Here is a 16,957-nt window from a genome sequence, read left to right on the forward strand (position 1 = left end):
TCGGACAGACGGTGCAGGCCCTGTCGCTGCAGGGCTTCAGCGATCATCGTAGCCACCGGGCCCATGGCCCCGGTGCAGGCCATGTTGCTGTTGCATCAGCGCCAGGCGGTGCTGCACGTACTGGACATCCTGCGGCGGGGCGTCGTCGACGATGGCCTGGGCCAGAGCATCGAACTGCGGCCAGAACTCGCTCGGGTGGCGCAGCTTCTCGATCCAGATCGGCAGCATCTGCTCCAGCTGGTCCAGTTCGCGGTCCAGCTGCATGCGCGTACTCATCGCCCGCCTCCCGGCCAGACCAGCGTCACCGCGTGGTCGGCCCCGTCATCGATCAAGGGAAAGTCCAGTCCGTCCTGGACGATGCCATCCAGCTGCAGGCTTGGCGCCGCGTCTGCGCGCTGGACCACATCGATCACATAGCCGCTGCCGCCGTGACGATAGCGCAGCTGATAGCCCGGCCAGGCCGCGGGCATGCACGGCACGATCCGCATGCGGGTGCCGTCACGCTGCAGGCCCAGCAGCGATTCGGTCAGCAGCCGATACATCCAGCCGGCCGCGCCGGTGTACCAGCTCCAGCCACCGCGGCCCTGGTGCGGGGGCACCGCGTAGACATCGGCCGACAGCACGTAGGGTTCGACCTTGTAACGTTGCACCGCCGCCGCGTCGCGGGCATGGCCGATGGGATTGATGATGCCGGCCAGTTCCCACGCGCGCTGGTGGTCACCGAGCTCGGCGAAAGCCATCGCCGCCCACACCGCAGCATGGGTGTACTGGCCACCGTTCTCGCGCACGCCAGGGACATAGCCGCGGATGTAACCGGGGTCGTGTCCGCTCAGGTCGAACGGCGGTGCCAGCAGCTTGACCACCTGCGCATCGGCATCGACCAGCTGCGCGTACATCGCCTCCATCGCCTGCTGGCGCCGCGCCGGGCTGGCCGCGCCGGACAGCACCGACCAGCTCTGCGAGAGCGAATCGATCCGGCATTCGGCCGACGCACTCGAGCCCAGCGGCGTGCCGTCGTCGAACCAGGCCCGTCGATACCAGGTGCCGTCCCAGGCGTGGGTTTCCAGTGCATCGCGCAGGGCCTGCGCCTGGGCGATGCACTCGGCGGCAAACCCGGCATCGCCCTGCCGGGTGGCCAGCGGCGCAAACCGCAGCAGCGCATCGTGCAGGAAGAAGCCCAGCCACACGCTCTCGCCCCTGCCGTCCTTGCCGACCCGGTTGAGGCCATCGTTCCAGTCGCCACTGCCGATCAACGGCAGCCCGCGCGCACCGCGCTGCGCCAATCCGCGCTGCAACGCCAGCCGCGCATGCGCATACAGCGACTGCGCCGGGCCGGCTGGCTGCGGCTGGTCGTAGTAGGACTCCTCGTCGGCATTCAACGCACGGCCGTCGATGAACCCCACCGGTTCGCCCAGCACCGCCGCATCGCCGGTGACCTCGAGGTAACGACACAGCGCCTGCGGCAGCCACAGGAAATCATCCGAACAATGCGTGCGCACGCCGCGATCGTGCGGCGGATGCCACCAGTGCAGCACGTCGCCCTGCAGGAACTGGTGCGCCGCACTGCGCAGCAGATGGGCGCGGCTCAACGCCGGCTGCGCGTGGACCATGGCCATGCTGTCCTGCAGCTGGTCGCGAAAGCCGAATGCCCCGCCCGACTGGTAATAGCCGCTGCGCGCCAGGAACCGGCAGGCGATGGTCTGGTACAGCAGCCAGCCGTTGGCCAGCAGGTCCACCGAAGGCTCCGGCGTGCGCACCTGCACCGCGCCGAGGGTGTGGTCCCAGTAGCGGCGCACCGCCTGCAGCGCCGCCTGCGCGGCCGCCACGCCGCGCACCTGGGTGGCCAGGGCCAGCGCTGCATCGCGGCCCTGGCCTGCGCCGAGGCGGAACACGGTCTGGAACTGCTGGTCGATGCCCAGTTCGATCGGGACCTGCAATGCCGCGCACGGGTCCAGCCCGGCGCCCACGCGCCCGGACAGCCGCTGCCGGCGCAAGGCTTCCGGCGCGGCCAGGCTGCCGTTGCGGCCGATGAATTCCACCCGGTCGGCGCTGACGCTGCGCACCTGCGCATCCACATCGAAGAACGCCACCCGTCCGTCGAACTCGGTGTTGTAGGGATTGCGCGCGGTCAGCACGCCACTGGCCAGGTCCACCTCGCTCACCACGTGCAAGTGCGAGCGCGCGCGGATGTCGCCCAGCACCCATTCGACATAGCCGGTGGCGCTGAGCCGGCGCGCACGACCGCTCAGGTTCTTCAGGCGCAGCAGGCTGTACTTGACCGGTTGCTCGACATCCACGAACACCCACAGCTCGCTGTCGATGCCGTGCTCGAGGTGGCTGTACACGCTGTAGCCGAAGCCGTGGCGCACCTGGTAGCGGCCGTGGCCGCGGCGCGGCAGCGCCATCGGCGACCACACCTGGCCGCTGTCCTCGTCGCGCAGGTAGAAGGCCTCGCCGCTGGCATCGGCCACCGGATCGTTGTGCCAAGGCGTGAGCCGGAATTCGTGCGCGTTCTCGGCCCAGGTGTAACCGGCGCCGCTGTCGCTGAGCACGGTGCCGAAGCCGGCGTTGGCCAGCACGTTGGCCCAGGGCGCGGGGGTGGGTGCGCCCTCTTCCAGCACGATCCGGTATTCGCGGCCGTCGGCGGCGAAGGCACCGATTCCATTGTCGAACAGCAGCGCCGCCTCATCCGGCGGCGGCGTGCTCGCAGGCGCCGGCTCGAACGCGCCGGCGGCCATCGCATCGCTTGCAGGCGCCAGCGCGATCGGCTCCAGCAGCGGCGGCTGCATGCGCAGGGTGGGATGGCGTTCCAGCTGCGCGGCCAGGCTGCCGTTGGCATCGCTGAGGATGGCGCGCGCCACGGTCTGCAGCAGCACCCGGTCTTCGTGCGGAATGTGTTCGATCGCGCGCACGAAGATGCCGCCGGGACGGTCGAGCACGTTGGCTTCCGGGTCGGCGGCAAGCAGGCCGACGATGGTGTCCTGCAGCTGCTGGCGATAGCCGGCCTGGCTTTCGTTCCAGATCACCAGGTCCACGCGCAGGCCCTTGAGGCGCCAGTACGCGTGCGCCTGCACCATCTGCCTGACCAGGGCCATGGTGTCCGGGTCGGCCAGGCGCAGCAGCACGATCGGCAGGTCGCCGGAAATGCCATGCGCCCACAGTGCCGACTGCCCGCGCCGGTTCTGCAGCAGCACCTCGGCCTCGGCCCGTAGCTGCGGATCGGCGAACAGCACGCGCGCGGCCAGGCGCTCGTACAGCAGCGCATCGTCCAGCGAGGCGTTGATCTGCCGACGCGTCACCTGGCTCTGGGTCAGGGCCAGGTCGAACACCCGGTCGGCCAGGCGCCGGTCGCGATACTTGTCGATCAGCGCCACGCAGGCCGCGCGGTCCCCGCCGAGGCCATAGACCATGTCCACCTGCGCCTGCTGGTCCGGTGCCAGGGTGATCCGGCAGCGGATCGCCACGATCGGGTCGAGCACCGAGCCGGCGGTGCCGGACAGGGCAGCGGTCTCCACCAGCGCGATCGGATCGCGCGTGCTGCGGCCGCGACCGATGAAGGCCGCGCGGTCGGTCTGGTAGGAAATCGTGGCGATGTCCGCGTCATGCACGGCCACCAGGTGCAGCATCCATGGCTGCGCCTCGTCATCGGCGCGCGGACGCCGTGTGCACAGCAGCGCCTGCCTGTCGGCCAGCAGCTCGGTCTGCACGAACAGGTTGCTGAAGGCCGGGTGCATCTCGTCGGACAGCGCCGGGGCCAGCACCACTTCGGCGTAGGTGGTGATCTCGATCACCCGCGCGTGGCGCGAACGGTTGCGGATGCGCAGCCGGCGCAGTTCCACGTCGTCCTCGGCGGAGATGGCGATCTCCAGGTGACTGTCGTAGCCAAGGTGGCTGCCCTTGAACTCGGCCTTGGCGTCGGAAAAGATCGCCTCATAGCGGTCCACCGGCACGCAGGTGGGCTGGTGGGTGGCCGACCAGAACGCGCCGCCCTCCACCGCCCGCAGGTAGCAGAACGTGCCCCATGGATCGCGCGTGCCGTCCTCGCGCCAGCGGGTGACGGCCATGTCGCGGACCCGGCTGTAGCCGCCGCCGGCGCTGGTGAGCATGCCGTGGTAGCGGCCGTTGGACAGCAGCTGCAGCGCCGGCTGGGCCTGGTCGGGATCGCGGAAGATGCGCAGCGGCATGCCGGTGTCCAGCGGTGCGGCGCGCGCGGCCACCTCGGCCAGGCCCTTGGCGTACACCCCGCCGGTGCGTGGCGCGCGCTCCTGCAGCAGCAGCAAGGTGGCCTGGAACTCCGGGTCGGCCACGAAGCGCTTGTGCATCGGCCCATCGCGCAGCACGTGGTCCAGCGCCAGCAGCGCCATGCCCTGGTGGTGCGACATGAACGAGCGCACCAGCACATGGGTTTCGCCGCGCGGCACCCGCGAAGGCGTGTAGTCGATCGCTTCGTACAAGCCGAAGCGCCCGCCGAAGCCCAGTCCGTCCAGCCGCTGCAGGTTGCGGCAGGCCGCGTCGGGTTCGACCATCAAGGCCATCGCGCTGGCATAGGGGGCGATCACCAGGTCCTGGCCCAGCCCGCGCTTGAGCCCAAGGCCGGGCACGCCGAAGGCGCGGTACTGGTAGTTGCGGCGGGTGTCGACGCTGTTGTAGCCGGACTCGGACACGCCCCAGGGCACCTGGTGCTGCGCGCCGTAGCGGATCTGCGCCTGCACCGCGCCATGCGCGGTCCGGTCCAGCAGGGTATGCGGATAGCTGGGCATCACCAGCTGCGGCATCAGGTACTCGAACATCGAGCCGCTCCAGGACAGCAGCGTCGGTTCGCCGCCGGTCTCGGTGAGCGTGCGGCCCAGCGCGAACCAGCTTTCCTGCGGCAGCTGCCCCTGGGCGATGGCCACGAAGTTGCCCAGCCGCGCCTCGGAGGCCAGCAGGTCGTAGCGGCTTTCGTCCAGGCGCCGCTCCTCGACGTTGTAGCCGATCGAGAGCAGGTGCTGGGTGCGGTCGTAGAGGAAGCCATAGTCCATCAGCGACAGCTGCCCGGCCACGTGCGCCAGGCGCTCCAGCTGCTGGATGCGCTCGCCGGCCCAGCGCTGCACGCTGGCGATCTGACTGGATTGGCGCAGCTGGCGCAGGCTCGGCACCGCGCGCGGGCCATGCTGCTCGCCGTCCAGGGCCGCGCTGACCAGCCACGGCGCGCAGTGATGCAGATCGGCGCGCGCGGCCTGGCACGCGCTGACCAGGCGCTGCGCCCAGGGTTCGTCGCCGTCGCTGCCTGCCGCCTGGCCCGCCATCACGATCAGCTCGCCCTGCTCGATCAGCCTGCCCAGGGCATCGGACACCTGGCGCAGGCTGGGCTCGGGCAGCGCCCGTATCTCGTTGAGCGTATGGCCGAACACGGCGGTGGCCCGCTCGGCCGCTTCGCTCTGGCGAGCCTGCGGCAGGCGCAGCAGGCCCAGGGTGTCGGCCAGCCCGTCGAAGGTCGCCATCGACATGGCCGGCGCATCGACCAGCGCCAGCAGCCCCTGGCGCAGGGTCAGCAGATGGCCGCCCAGGTTGCCGCTGTCCACGCTGGAGACATAGCGCGGCGGCAGTGGCGCCAGGGTCTGGGTGTCGTACCAGTTGTAGAAGTGGCCACGGTGGCGGGGCAGGGTCTCCAGCGTGGCCAGGGTGTCGGCCACGCGCGTGATCACGCCGGACACGGCCAGGTATCCCAGGTCATAGGCGGCCAGGTTGGCCAGCAGCGCCAGGCCGATGTTGGTCGGCGAGGTCCGGCTGGCGACCACGGCCACCGGATGCTCCTGGATGTTGTCCGGCGGCAGCCAGTGGTGCAGCGCGGTGCAGTGGGTTTCGAAGAACGCCCAGGTGCGCCGCGACAGGCGCCCAAGGAAGGCGCGCTGATCGGCATCCAGCTCGGTCCCCGGCGCCGGTGGCGGCGCGCCCAGCCAGGCCATCAGCCAGGGCGCGGCCACCCACGCGGCCAGCAACGGCAGTGCGGCCCACAGCGCCAACGGCGACCGCCACGCCACCGCGACCGCGATCACCACCGCCAGGCCTGCGGCCGGCGCCATCATCCGGTGCTCGGCCTGGCCACCTCGCAGGCTGCGCTCGACCTCGCTGGACGGGCTCCACTGCAGCAGGTGGCGCCGGCTCACGCCCATGCGGTAGAGCGTGCGCACGATCGCCGAGATTTGCAGGCCGGCCTCGAACGGCAGGCAGGCCAGGGTCACGCCCACCCGCCGCAGCTGCCGGCCCAGGTCCCACGCCACCTGGCGCGCGTGATGGCGCATGGTCATGCCTTCGGGCACGTGCACCAGGGCGTGCACCGCCGAGGCCAGGCCGGGCAGCAGCCACAACACCAACAGCCACAGCGTCCAGCGCAGCGGTGCGGGCGAATACAGCCAGCCAGCCACCAGCAGCACCAGCGCGGCCGGCGCGACCAGGCTGCGCCGCAGGTTGTCCAGCAGCTTGCCGCGCGAGAGCCAGGACAGCCGATTGCGCACGCGCCCGCCCGTCGCGGTGGGCACCCACGGCAGCAACCACGGCAGCAGCTGCCAGTCGCCGCGCACCCAGCGCGCTCGGCGCTTGGCGTCGGCGGCATAACGCTGCGGATGCTGTTCGTACAGGCGCACGTCGCTGACCAGCCCGGCACGCGCGTAGCAGCCTTCCAGCAGGTCGTGGCTGAGCACGCGGTTGTCCGGGAAGCGACCGGCCAACACGTGTTCGAACGTGGCCACCGCGTAGATGCCCTTGCCGATGAACGAGCCTTCGCCGAACAGGTCCTGGTAGACGTCCGACACCACCCGCGTGTACGGGTCGATGCCCGGCTCGATCCCGAACATGCGCGCGAAGCGCGAGTCCTCGCCGCGGCCCATGCCCGTGCCCAGCCCGGGCTGCAGGATCCCGTAACCGGCCTGGACGACCTGCCCGGTCGGATCCAGGCGCGGCACGTTCAGCGGATGCGACATCGCCCCGACCAGCGCCCGCGCCGCATCGCGTGGCAGCTGGGTGTCGCTGTCCAGGGTGATCACGTAGCGCACCTGGCGCAACCCGGCCAGCTCGCCGCGGGTCTGCAGGAAATCCCTGGCCGCCTGGGCCGGCATGTCCGGCGCGCTCAGCAGGCGGTTGAGCGCCTCCAGCTTGCCGCGCTTGCGCTCGGCGCCCATCCAGCAGCCTTCGGCCGCATTCCAAAGGCGCGGCCGGTGCAGCAGGAAGAACCGGCTGCCGTGTTCGGGCGCATAGCGGCTGTTGAGCCCGTCGATCTGGGTGGCCGCGTGATCCAGCAGCGCCAGGTCTTCGGCCAGCAGCGCCTGGCCGGCATCCAGGAAATCGGTGAGCAGCGCGAAATGCAGCTGCCCGTCGCGATTGGCCAGGTAATGCACTTCCATCCCGGCAACCAGTTCGTCGATCGCCTCGCGCCCGGCCAGCATGCTGGGGATCACCACCAGCGTGCGGCAATCCTCCGCAATGCCCAGGCGCAGGTCCATGCGCGGCAGCGGTCGCGGCGGCACCTGCAGGGTGGCGACCCAGTTGACCAGGACGATGCCCAGCTCGCTGGCCGCCAGCAGCGCAAGCGCGCCGGCCAGCCACCACCAGCCTGCCGCCACATGCGCCGGCATCGCGCGCAGCAGCACCGCGCTCCACAGCAGCATGACCGCCGCGATCGGTGCCAGGTAGGCGGCCAGCGGCACGCGCCGCGCCCGATGCCGCGGCAGACGCGCTGGCGATGCCTGCGCCTGGCCGCGCAACACCGCGCGCAGCAGCGGCAATCCGGCATCGATCAGGAAATAGCCGACGTGGGCCTGGAGGTCGGCCGGCGACGGCGCGCGCCGGGCCAGCGTCACCACTTCGCGCGCCACATCCGGCTCGTCGCGACCACTGCGGCGCGCCAGGTTTTCGACCACGTGGCGATAGGCGTCGCGGGTCTGGAAATCCATGCGCGCGTACACCCCGGCCGGATCCTCGCGCAGCGCCTGTTCGACCACGCTCATGGTCTCCACGAACTGGCGCCAGTCCATGCCATCCAGGAACCGCAGGCTGCCGATGCTGTTGCTCACCGACACCTGGTCGGCGGCCTGGCGCTGGCTTTCGGCATGGACCAGCCCGCCCACGCTGTGCCCTTCGCTCGCCAGCCACTGTTCGACCCAGCCGCTGGCCATCGACAGCACCGGTCCGCGCCCATGCAGGCCACGGGTCAGTTCGGCCACGAACGCACCACTGGCCGGCGGCCGCGAACGGGCCAGCTCGGCCACCACCAGCACCAGGTCCGCCGGCGCACGCGCGGCGGTCGCGTTCAGGCGCTGCGACCAGGCGTTGGCCAGGCGATGATCCTCGCCCTCACGCATGATGGCGTCGGCAATCCGGCGCAGGTTGTCGATCAGTGCCAACCGCAGCATGATCGGGATCGCCCACAGCTCGCCCAGTTTCAGCGGCGATGTTTGCTGGTAGGCGGCAATGAACCGGCTCAGGGTGAGCGCATCGACCCGGCCATCGCCATGGGCGATCACCTGCTGCCCCAGCGCATACACGCGCGGCAATCCCGGGCAGGTGCCGCTGTGCAGGCGCGGCAACTGCCGGCTGTAGCCGGGCGGCAGGTGCAGCCGGGCCACCCGCATCTGTTCCTCGACCAGGTAGTAGTTGTCCAGCAACCATTCGCCGGCCGGATGCAGGCTCAGGCCATCGCCGGCCAGCTGGGCCAGCTTCGAGGCGGCCTCGGCCAGGGCCCGTTCGTTGGACTTCAGCCGCGCCAGCAGCAGTTCGCGCGAAGAGCCAGCAAGCAGGACGTGCTCCTGCGCCAGCGCGCGCGCCAGCGCTTCCATCTGCTCGTCACCCAACAGGGCTGCACGCAGTGGCGGCGCTTCCACGCGCCGATCGAGCTGCGGCTCGAGCAGCGCTGCTGCGCGTGGCTGAAAGACCCGGCGCCATGCAGAAAAACGGGACATCCTCCCAACTGGAGGCATGGTGATGCGCCTGTGCAGCGTCAGCGCCGCTCGTGCGAACGATCATGCGCGCCCACCCCTTCGATCACGTGAAGGGCGCGTGCAGCCGCACCACCTGCAGCCCGATGCCACGACCCTATCGCGTGCGGCCAGTGGGCAAGCGATCGGGCCGGTGCATGCCACACGAGCAACCACGAAACAGGAGTAACATCAAGGCATGAGCACCATACCCGACTACGACAAGACCCACGCCGAAATCTCCAAGCTACTGGCCGAGACGGCAAAGACCTTGGAGGAAGTGCGCAAGGTGTCCGCCGAGACGGCCAAGTTGCAAACCGAGTCGAAGTGGCACCCGGTCGTGGTCGCTGCAAGCTTGCTCGCCGGCGGCGCCGCCCTCGCCGGCGCACTGTCGGCCGTCATCAAGCTGGTTGGAGGCTAGCTCCGCGCTGGCCTGGATCAGCGCGGCGCGCCCACTTGCGGCGTCCTCCACGGCCGGCGCAGGCCGGAGAACACCGCTGCATAGACCCCCACCGTCCAGGCCATCGCCGCGGCCCAGCCGCCCAGCACGTCCGAGGGATAGTGCACGCCCAGGTAGATGCGCGAGACGCCCACCGACAGGCCGAACAGCACCGACAGCAGCAGCACCGGCCAGCGCCAGCGCGTGCCCCAGGCCAGCAGCACCAGCACCAGCACCAGGGTCATCGAGCCCATCGCATGGGCGCTGGGAAAACTGAAGGTGTCCTGCGGCGAGATCGATGGCCACAGGCTCGGACGGGCACGCCCGAACAACTGCTTGGTGCCCACGTTCAACAGGGCCGAGCCGATCACTGCCACGCCGGCAAAGGTTGCCTCGCGCCAGCGTCGCAGCGCCGGCAGGGCCATGATCAACAGCACATCGGCGATGATCACGCCCTGGTAGCCGGCCCAGCTGATGGCCAGGAAGGCCTGGTCCAGCCACGGACCCGAGGCAGCCCTGGCGCGCAATAGCAGCGGCTGGTCGAAGACAAAGCTTTCCGCTTCGTGGACCTCCTCGCCCAGCTCGGCAAAGCCCCACAGCGGCAGCAGGATCGCCACGAACAACAGGCCCGTGCGCCAGCCGATCCGCCGCAGCACGCGGCCGACGACACCGGCGCCGCTGACCCCCGGCTCAGGCGGCACTGCGCGAATAATGCGCGTCGACGTATTCGTCGATCAGCGCGACGAATGCCTGGGCGATGTTCTCGCCGCGCAGGGTGACGGTTTTTTCGCCATCGACAAACACCGGCGCCGAAGGCGCTTCGCCGGTGCCCGGCAGCGAGATGCCGATGTTGGCGTGGCGCGATTCGCCCGGGCCATTGACCACGCAGCCCATCACCGCCAGGGTCATGTGCTCGGCGCCGGGACGGGTGATCTTCCACTCGGGCATCTTGCCGCGCACGTGTTCCTGCACGACCTTGGCCAGTTCCTGGAAGAACTCACTGGTCGTGCGCCCGCAGCCCGGGCAGGCGGTGACCATCGGCGTGAACGCGCGCAGGCCGGTGGTCTGCAGCAGCTCCTGGGCGACGATGACTTCCTGGGTGCGCGAGGCGCCCGGCTCGGGGGTGAGCGAGATGCGGATGGTGTCGCCGATGCCCTCCTGCAGCAGCACCGCCAGCGCCGCGCACGAGGCGACGATGCCCTTGGAGCCGATGCCGGCTTCGGTCAGGCCCAGGTGCAGGGCGAACGGGCTGCGGCGGGCCAGGTCGCGGTACACCGCGATCAGCTCCTGCACGCCGGAGACCTTGGCCGACAGCACGATGCGCTCGGCCGGCAGGCCGATCTCCACCGCGCGATGGGCCGAATCCAGGGCCGAACGGATCAGCGCCTCGCGCAACACCGCGGTGGCGTCCCACGGGGTGGCGCGCCGGGCGTTCTCGTCCATCAGCTGGGCGGCCAGCGACTGGTCCAGCGAGCCCCAGTTGGCGCCGATGCGCACCGGCTTGTCGTACTGGATGGCCAGCTCGATCAGCTGGGCGAACTGGGTGTCGCGCTTCTTGCCGAAACCGACGTTGCCCGGGTTGATGCGATACTTGGCCAGCGCCTGGGCACAGGCCGGCTCATTGGTCAGCAGCTGGTGCCCGTTGTAGTGGAAGTCGCCGATGATCGGCACCTCGATGCCCATCATCGCCAGCTTGTCGACGATGCGCGGCACCGCGGCAGCCGACTCGGGGTTGTTGACCGTGACCCGGACCAGCTCCGAACCGGCGCGCCACAGCTCGGCAACCTGCCTGACCGTGCCGGCAACGTCGGCGGTGTCGGTGTTGGTCATCGACTGCACCACCACCGGGGCGCCACCGCCGAGCTGCACCTTGCCCACCTGCACCGGGTGGGTGATGCGCCGGGCCTGGCCGGCGGCGGCCACGGGCGTGGGTTCGGGGGTCGCAAGCGGGGCGGGAATGGCGTTCATGCCTGCCATTTTAGCGGAGCGCCGGTGACCGCGAGGCGACCGGCAGCCGGCAGGCCACTGGCGAGCTGACCGGGCTCGGTACACTTGTGCGCAGATGAACGACCTGCCCGCCCGCGACATCCTCACCCCCTCCCAGCTCAACATCCTGGCCCGCGACCTGCTGGAAGGCAGCTTCCCGGCGATCTGGATCGAGGCCGAACTGGGCAACGTCACCCGCCCGGCGTCCGGGCACCTGTATTTCACCCTCAAGGACGCCCGCGCCCAGGTGCGCTGCGCGATGTTCAAGCCCAAGAGCAGCTGGCTGAAGTTCGTCCCGCGCGAGGGCCTGCGCGTGCTCGCCCGCGGCCGGGTGACCCTGTACGAGGCGCGCGGCGAGTACCAGCTGGTGCTGGACCACATGGAAGAGGCCGGCGAAGGCGCGCTGCGTCGCGCATTCGAGCAGCTCAGGGCGCGGCTGGCGGCCGAAGGCCTGTTCGCCGGCGAACGCAAGCGGCCACTGCCCGCATTCCCGCGGCGGCTGGCGCTGATCACCTCGCCCAGCGGCGCGGCGGTGCGCGATGTGATCAGCGTGCTGGGCCGGCGCTTTCCGCTGCTGGAAGTCGAGGTGCTGCCGACCCAGGTGCAGGGCGCCACCGCCGCGTCACAGATCGCTGCACTGGTGCGCGCTGCCGGTGACAGCGGCCGTTACGAGGTGGTGCTAGTGACCCGCGGCGGTGGCTCCATCGAGGACCTGTGGGCCTTCAACGACGAGGCGCTGGTCCGCGCGGTGGCCGCCTGCGCGGTGCCGGTGGTGTCCGCGGTGGGCCACGAAACCGACTTCACCCTGTGCGATTTCGCCGCCGACCTGCGCGCGCCGACGCCCTCGGCCGCGGCCGAGCTGCTGGTGCCCTCCCAGGCCGATCTGGACATGCGCGTGCGCGGGCTGGGCCGGCGTCTGTACAGCCTGCACGCGCACCGCATGGACCGGGTGCAGCAGCGCGTGGATCGCGCCTGGCTGCGCCTGCAGGCACAAAGCCCGCAGGCGCGACTGCAGCTGATGCGTCGCCGCCACGCCGATGCACTGCGCCACCTGCAGGCGCAGTGGCAGGCGCAGCTGGATCGCCGCCGCGCGCGCCTGCGCCACGCGCTGAGCGCACTGGGCGCGCATTCGCCGCAGCGCCGCCTGGCGGCCCTGGCCGAACGCCTGGCCGCCCTGCAGCCGCGTCCGCAGGCGGCCATCGCCCGCCAGCTGCAACGCGACAGCCTGCGCCTGCGCGGCCTGGTGCGCTCGCTGGAAGCGATCAGCCCGCTGGCGACCGTGGCCCGCGGCTATGCGCTGATCACCACGGCCGACGGCACGCTGGTGCGTTCGACCGCCCAGGTGAAGGTCGGCGACCGCCTGAACGCACGCCTGGCCGACGGCCAGCTGGGCGTGCGGGTGGAAACGACCCCGGACTGAGAGGCTGAAAAAAATCGCCCGCCTACTGCGACCGTCGCCAAACGCCCGTGCCGGCGGCGCGCTGCGGGCAAATCCGGGTCATTTGGCTCACCAAACTCCCCGGATTTGCCCCCAACGCACATTGTCACGAACGCTTGGCGGCGCTCTCGCTACGGCGGTCGAATTTTTCTCAGCCTCTGAGGGCCGCCACCACGCCGGGCGGCAACCCGCGCCCGGTGATCGGCGCGGCCGCTGGCGCCGCCCCCTTCCGCGATGGCGCTGGTGCGCTTGCCGGCGGCGCCTCGCGTCACGCACAAGCAGGGCGCCCACGCCCCGGCCGGCCCTGCCCGCGCGGTCCTCCAGGCTGGCGACCCGCTGTCCCGGCTATTGCGGCGCAACATCGTGGGCGCACCGTTCTTGCTAGATTGGCCAGCGTCGCTGCTCCCCGGATCGCCTGCCCATGTCTGCCTCGGCAACCCCAACCCCAACCCCAACCCCAACCCTGCTCCCGCCGGCGCGCGCCGCGCGCAAGGTCGGGCTATGCCGCCGCGGCGAGCGGCGCGTGGAGAAATTCCTGGATGCGGCCACCGAGGTGTTCGCCGAAAAGGGCTACCAGCACGCGCGCCTGAGCGAGATCGTGGCGCGCGCCGGGGGTTCGCTGGCCACGCTGTATCGCGCCTTCGGCGACAAGGAAGGCCTGGCCTTCGCCATCGTCGAGCGCCGCCTGCAGGACATGACCCGGCAGCTGGACGCCATGGAGCTGAAAGGCCTGCCGCCGCCGCAGGCGCTGCGCAAGGCCGCCCGCTCGATCACCGAAAGCCTGACCACGCCTGATGCCTACCTGGTCAACCGCATCGTGATCGGCGAAGGCCGCGATTTCCCGGCGCTGCGCGACTGGTACTTCGACAACGCGGTCACCACCATCCGCAACCGCCTGGCCAGCTATTTCCAGCAACAGGTCGCTGCTGGCGCACTGGTCCTGCACAGCACACCGGAGTTGGCGGCAAGCCAGTTCTTCATGATGCTGTTCGGCGACCTGACCATCCGCACCGCGTGCGGCTACATGCCCAACCCGGAAACCGACCAGGTGCTGGCCTTCATCGACGGTGCGGTCGAGCAGTTCCTGCACGGCGCCCTGCCACGCTGAGCGCCTGCACGCGGCCTGCATGGGCCGACATGCAACGGACGGTGGACCCGGGCCGATATCCCAGGAAGTTGGCCGGCTGCGTTGCCACATCTTGCGCATGTTCGGCCAGGGCCGCCCGGCGTGCGCCCTGACCCAGAACCCACCACACCCATTGCACGCGCCTCTGGTTCCCGCGCCTGACCTGCAGCCAGGCGGTGTCAGTCGGGCAACTGCGCCGGCCACCAGCCGCGCCCGGTCAGCGCATAGCGGTCGGCGGCGCGTTCGAACCGGTTGCGCCCGCTGATCCCGCCGCCCAGCAAGTACAGCGGCAGGAACAGCGGCCCCAGTGCCATGTATTGCAGCACGTGGGCACGTTCGTGATCGCCCAGGCGCACGGCCGGCTCCACGCAGCGCCCGGCCCGGTGCGCATAGGTAGGGCAACGCCGGTCGAGCGAATCGCCGGTATGGACGATGCTGTTGCCGAAGGTGATCGCCCCGCCCGGCCCCCACGGCCAGCGCGAAAACACCAGCGCATGTTCGCTTCGACTGAAGTGCACGCGCGCGCCGCGCAGCATCCCGAACGAGCCGATCAACAAGCCGATCGCGGTATTCGGCGCGGTCCACAGCGCGCCGGCACCCCAGGCCAGCGCGCGCAGCCAGGCCGGCATGGGCGGCCGCTTCAAGCCGGGTCGGCAGTCAGCAACCACGGCGGCAGGCAGACCCCGATGCCCGGGTCCAGGGCCCAGGCCATGACACGATCACCAACACCGCGTTCGACCGTGGCAGCGGCTGCGCTTCAACGTTCGGCCAGCCAGCCGGCGATGGCGGCGGGGACTTCGCGCTGGGCGCGGCTGGACACGTAGATGCCGATATGGCCGCCGCGGAAACCGAGCTCGCTGTAGTCGTCACTGGCGACCAGGCCACGCAGCGCCCTGGAGGCATCCGGTGGCACCAGATGGTCCTGCTCGGCGTAGATGTTCAGGATCGGCATCGTGAGCCGCTTCAGATCGATGGTGTGATCACCGATGACGATGCCGCCCTGGACAAACCCGTTGCCCTGGTAGAACTGCTTGACGAACTGGCGGAAGGATTCGCCGACCTGATCGGGCGAATCGAAGATCCACTTCTCCATGCGCAAAAAGTCCTGCACCGCACGGCGGTCGTCCAGGATGTCCAGCAGGCCCACGTACTTCTGCACGTTCAGGCGGAATGGCTTGAGCATCAGGTAGCTCAGGTTCATCAGGTCGGCCGGAACGTTGCCCAGGGTATCCACCAGCAGGTCCACATCGACCAGCCGCGCCCAGTTGGAGAGCATGTTGTCGGGGGTGTGGAAGTCCACCGGGGTAACCATGGTGATCAGGTTGCGCAGCTTGTGCGGGTGCAGCGCGGCATGGCACAGCGACAGCGCGCCGCCCTGGCAGATGCCCACTACGTTGATCGCGTGCTGGCCGCTGGCCTGGCGCAGGTAGTCGATCGCGCCGTCGATGAACCGATTGATGTAATCGTCCAGCAGCAGGAACCGGTCCGAACGATCCGGGTAGCCCCAGTCGATCAGGTACACGTCCTGGCCCTGGGCCAGCAGGCCCTTCACCAGCGAACGGTCTTCCTGCAGGTCCACCATGTAGGGCCGGTTGACCAGCGCGTAGGTGATCAGCAGCGGCACCCTGGCGGTGGGCGCCTGCTGGCCGATGAAGCGGTACAGCACCACCTTGCCATCGCGCCAGACCTCCTGGCGCGCAGTCACCCCGTAATGCACGTCGCCCACTTCCGGCAGGGTACGCAGGCCGGCGCCCAGCTTGTGCCGCAGCGAAGCGGCTTCGGCCGCCAGGGCCTCGGCGGTGACCTTCAGCGGGCTGCTCATGGGCGCGACTTGGCGCGAGTGCGCGTGGTGGCCGGCGCCTTGCCCGTGCCGCGCCTGCTGGCGGCGGCGACCGCCTTGGCAGTGGACTTGGCAGCCTTGCCGGCGCTGGCCTTGCGTGCCGGGCGCTTGGGCGCCGGGTCAGGCGCGGCCTTGGCCTGGGTCTTGCGCGCTGCCGCCTTGGAACTGGACTTGCGTGCAGCGGACAGGGGCCCGGCATCGGCCGACCGCCTGGACTTCGGCCGCGCTGCAGATGACCCAGCGGATGCGCCTGGCGTGGCTGGCTCGGTCGGCGCCGCAGCCAGCCCGGAGGCGCGCATCAGCCCACGCAGCGCACGTTCGAGCTCCTGGATCTTGCGGTGCGCGGCATCGACTTCGGAACGCGAGGGCAGGCCCAGCATGTCGCCGACCTGTTCGACCTCGCGCTGCATGCCTGCGCGCATGCGCATCTGGGCGTTGGCCAGGGCCGCGTAGACCTGGCTGAATTCGGGGGACAGGGCCATCTTCTCGTAGGCGTCCTCGGCCGCGTCGATCCACTCGTCGAACAACGCGCGGGCGCTGTCCAGCGGCGCGGCTGATTCGGCGCGCTTGCCCAGCTTCTGTTCGAACAGGACATACGCCTGACGCGAGGCCTCTTCCAGCAGGCGCTGGCAGCTTTCGGCGGCCTCGCGCAGCGCCTGCTGGGTCTGCACCAGCGCCTTCCAGCGCTGCTGATGTTCGCGCGCGGGGCCGAAGGCGGGCATCGCGGCCCATTCGTCCAGCGGACCGCGCAGCGCCTCCAGCCACGGCATCCACTGTTCGCCCAGCCCTTCCAGGCCGAACGCGCCGGGGCCGAACAGGCTGCTGAACAGGTCCGGATACGGCCTGGCCTCGGTCGCCCCCAGGGCCTTGCGCCAGGCGGCCACGATTTCCTCGGGGGTATTGTCGCGGTCGGCGAACTGCGCGGCAACGTGCTGCATGCGGCCAAACCAGTGACGGGCGATGCCTTCGGATCGCTCCATCACATCGCCATCGTTCACGCCCTGCGGCGGGGTCCAGCCCGGCCAGCCGCCCGGCACCTGCTGCCAAGCCGGCGCGGCGATCTCAAGCGGCACCGCCGCGGCCTTGCGCAGTGCTTGGCCCCAGGCCTCCCAGGCCGTGCGACCCAGGGCCTCGGCCCGCTCATCCCACCCCGACTGCGCACCCGCCATCACCGCAC

Annotated in this window: 10 protein-coding genes; 3 read left to right on the plus strand and 7 right to left on the minus strand. The window is 70.4% G+C overall.

From position 1 onward, the window contains the following. Positions 1-36: 36 nt before the first annotated feature. Positions 37-276 carry a hypothetical protein gene (locus tag DSC_RS09330; protein ID WP_043290510.1) on the minus strand — a complete coding sequence of 80 codons (240 nt, stop codon included), beginning with the start codon at positions 274-276 and terminating at the stop codon, positions 37-39. Next, positions 273-8,936, minus strand: a complete 8,664-nt coding sequence (locus DSC_RS09335) for a GH36-type glycosyl hydrolase domain-containing protein (protein ID WP_014160918.1) — start codon at positions 8,934-8,936, stop codon at positions 273-275. The genes DSC_RS09330 and DSC_RS09335 overlap by 4 nt, the downstream gene beginning before the upstream one ends. 214 nt (positions 8,937-9,150) lie before the next feature. On the opposite strand from DSC_RS09335, the gene DSC_RS09340 reads away from it, so the two are divergent. Then, positions 9,151-9,372 (plus strand): hypothetical protein, encoded by a 222-nt coding sequence (locus tag DSC_RS09340; protein ID WP_014160919.1) that lies wholly within the window; start codon positions 9,151-9,153, stop codon positions 9,370-9,372. Positions 9,373-9,389: 17 nt separating this feature from the next. Here DSC_RS09340 and DSC_RS09345 read toward each other — a convergent pair whose 3' ends face one another. Both DSC_RS09345 and ispG read right to left on the minus strand, forming a co-directional pair. Continuing rightward, the gene (locus DSC_RS09345; RefSeq protein ID WP_014160920.1) at positions 9,390-10,091 is read right to left on the minus strand and encodes a phosphatase PAP2 family protein; all 702 of its coding nucleotides are present in this window, start codon (positions 10,089-10,091) and stop codon (positions 9,390-9,392) included. Next, a complete protein-coding gene (gene ispG / locus DSC_RS09350; RefSeq protein WP_043290512.1) occupies positions 10,081-11,358 on the minus strand; it encodes a flavodoxin-dependent (E)-4-hydroxy-3-methylbut-2-enyl-diphosphate synthase in 1,278 nt (425 codons plus the stop codon). The genes DSC_RS09345 and ispG overlap by 11 nt, the downstream gene beginning before the upstream one ends. A 94-nt stretch (positions 11,359-11,452) precedes the next feature. On the opposite strand from ispG, the gene xseA reads away from it, so the two are divergent. Both xseA and DSC_RS09360 read left to right on the plus strand, forming a co-directional pair. After that, positions 11,453-12,796, plus strand: coding sequence for an exodeoxyribonuclease VII large subunit (gene xseA, locus DSC_RS09355; RefSeq protein WP_014160922.1), 1,344 nt, complete (start codon positions 11,453-11,455; stop codon positions 12,794-12,796). Positions 12,797-13,235: 439 nt separating this feature from the next. Next, positions 13,236-13,922 carry a TetR/AcrR family transcriptional regulator gene (locus DSC_RS09360; protein WP_083833521.1) on the plus strand — a complete coding sequence of 229 codons (687 nt, stop codon included), beginning with the start codon at positions 13,236-13,238 and terminating at the stop codon, positions 13,920-13,922. Between the two features lie 197 nt (positions 13,923-14,119). Here the strand turns inward: DSC_RS09360 and DSC_RS09365 are convergent, their stop codons facing one another. The 3 genes from DSC_RS09365 to DSC_RS09375 all read right to left on the minus strand — a co-directional run bounded on the left by DSC_RS09365 (position 14,120) and on the right by DSC_RS09375 (position 16,949). Then, positions 14,120-14,569, minus strand: coding sequence for a hypothetical protein (locus DSC_RS09365; protein ID WP_014160924.1), 450 nt, complete (start codon positions 14,567-14,569; stop codon positions 14,120-14,122). 128 nt (positions 14,570-14,697) lie between these two features. Then, a complete protein-coding gene (locus tag DSC_RS09370; RefSeq protein ID WP_014160925.1) occupies positions 14,698-15,762 on the minus strand; it encodes a class III poly(R)-hydroxyalkanoic acid synthase subunit PhaC in 1,065 nt (354 codons plus the stop codon). Further along, the gene (locus tag DSC_RS09375) at positions 15,759-16,949 is read right to left on the minus strand and encodes a poly(R)-hydroxyalkanoic acid synthase subunit PhaE (protein ID WP_158308233.1); all 1,191 of its coding nucleotides are present in this window, start codon (positions 16,947-16,949) and stop codon (positions 15,759-15,761) included. The genes DSC_RS09370 and DSC_RS09375 overlap by 4 nt, the downstream gene beginning before the upstream one ends. Between the last annotated feature and the right edge of the window lie 8 nt (positions 16,950-16,957).

Source organism: Pseudoxanthomonas spadix BD-a59 (genome assembly GCF_000233915.3).
Taxonomy (GTDB): Bacteria; Pseudomonadota; Gammaproteobacteria; order Xanthomonadales; family Xanthomonadaceae; genus Pseudoxanthomonas_A; species Pseudoxanthomonas_A spadix.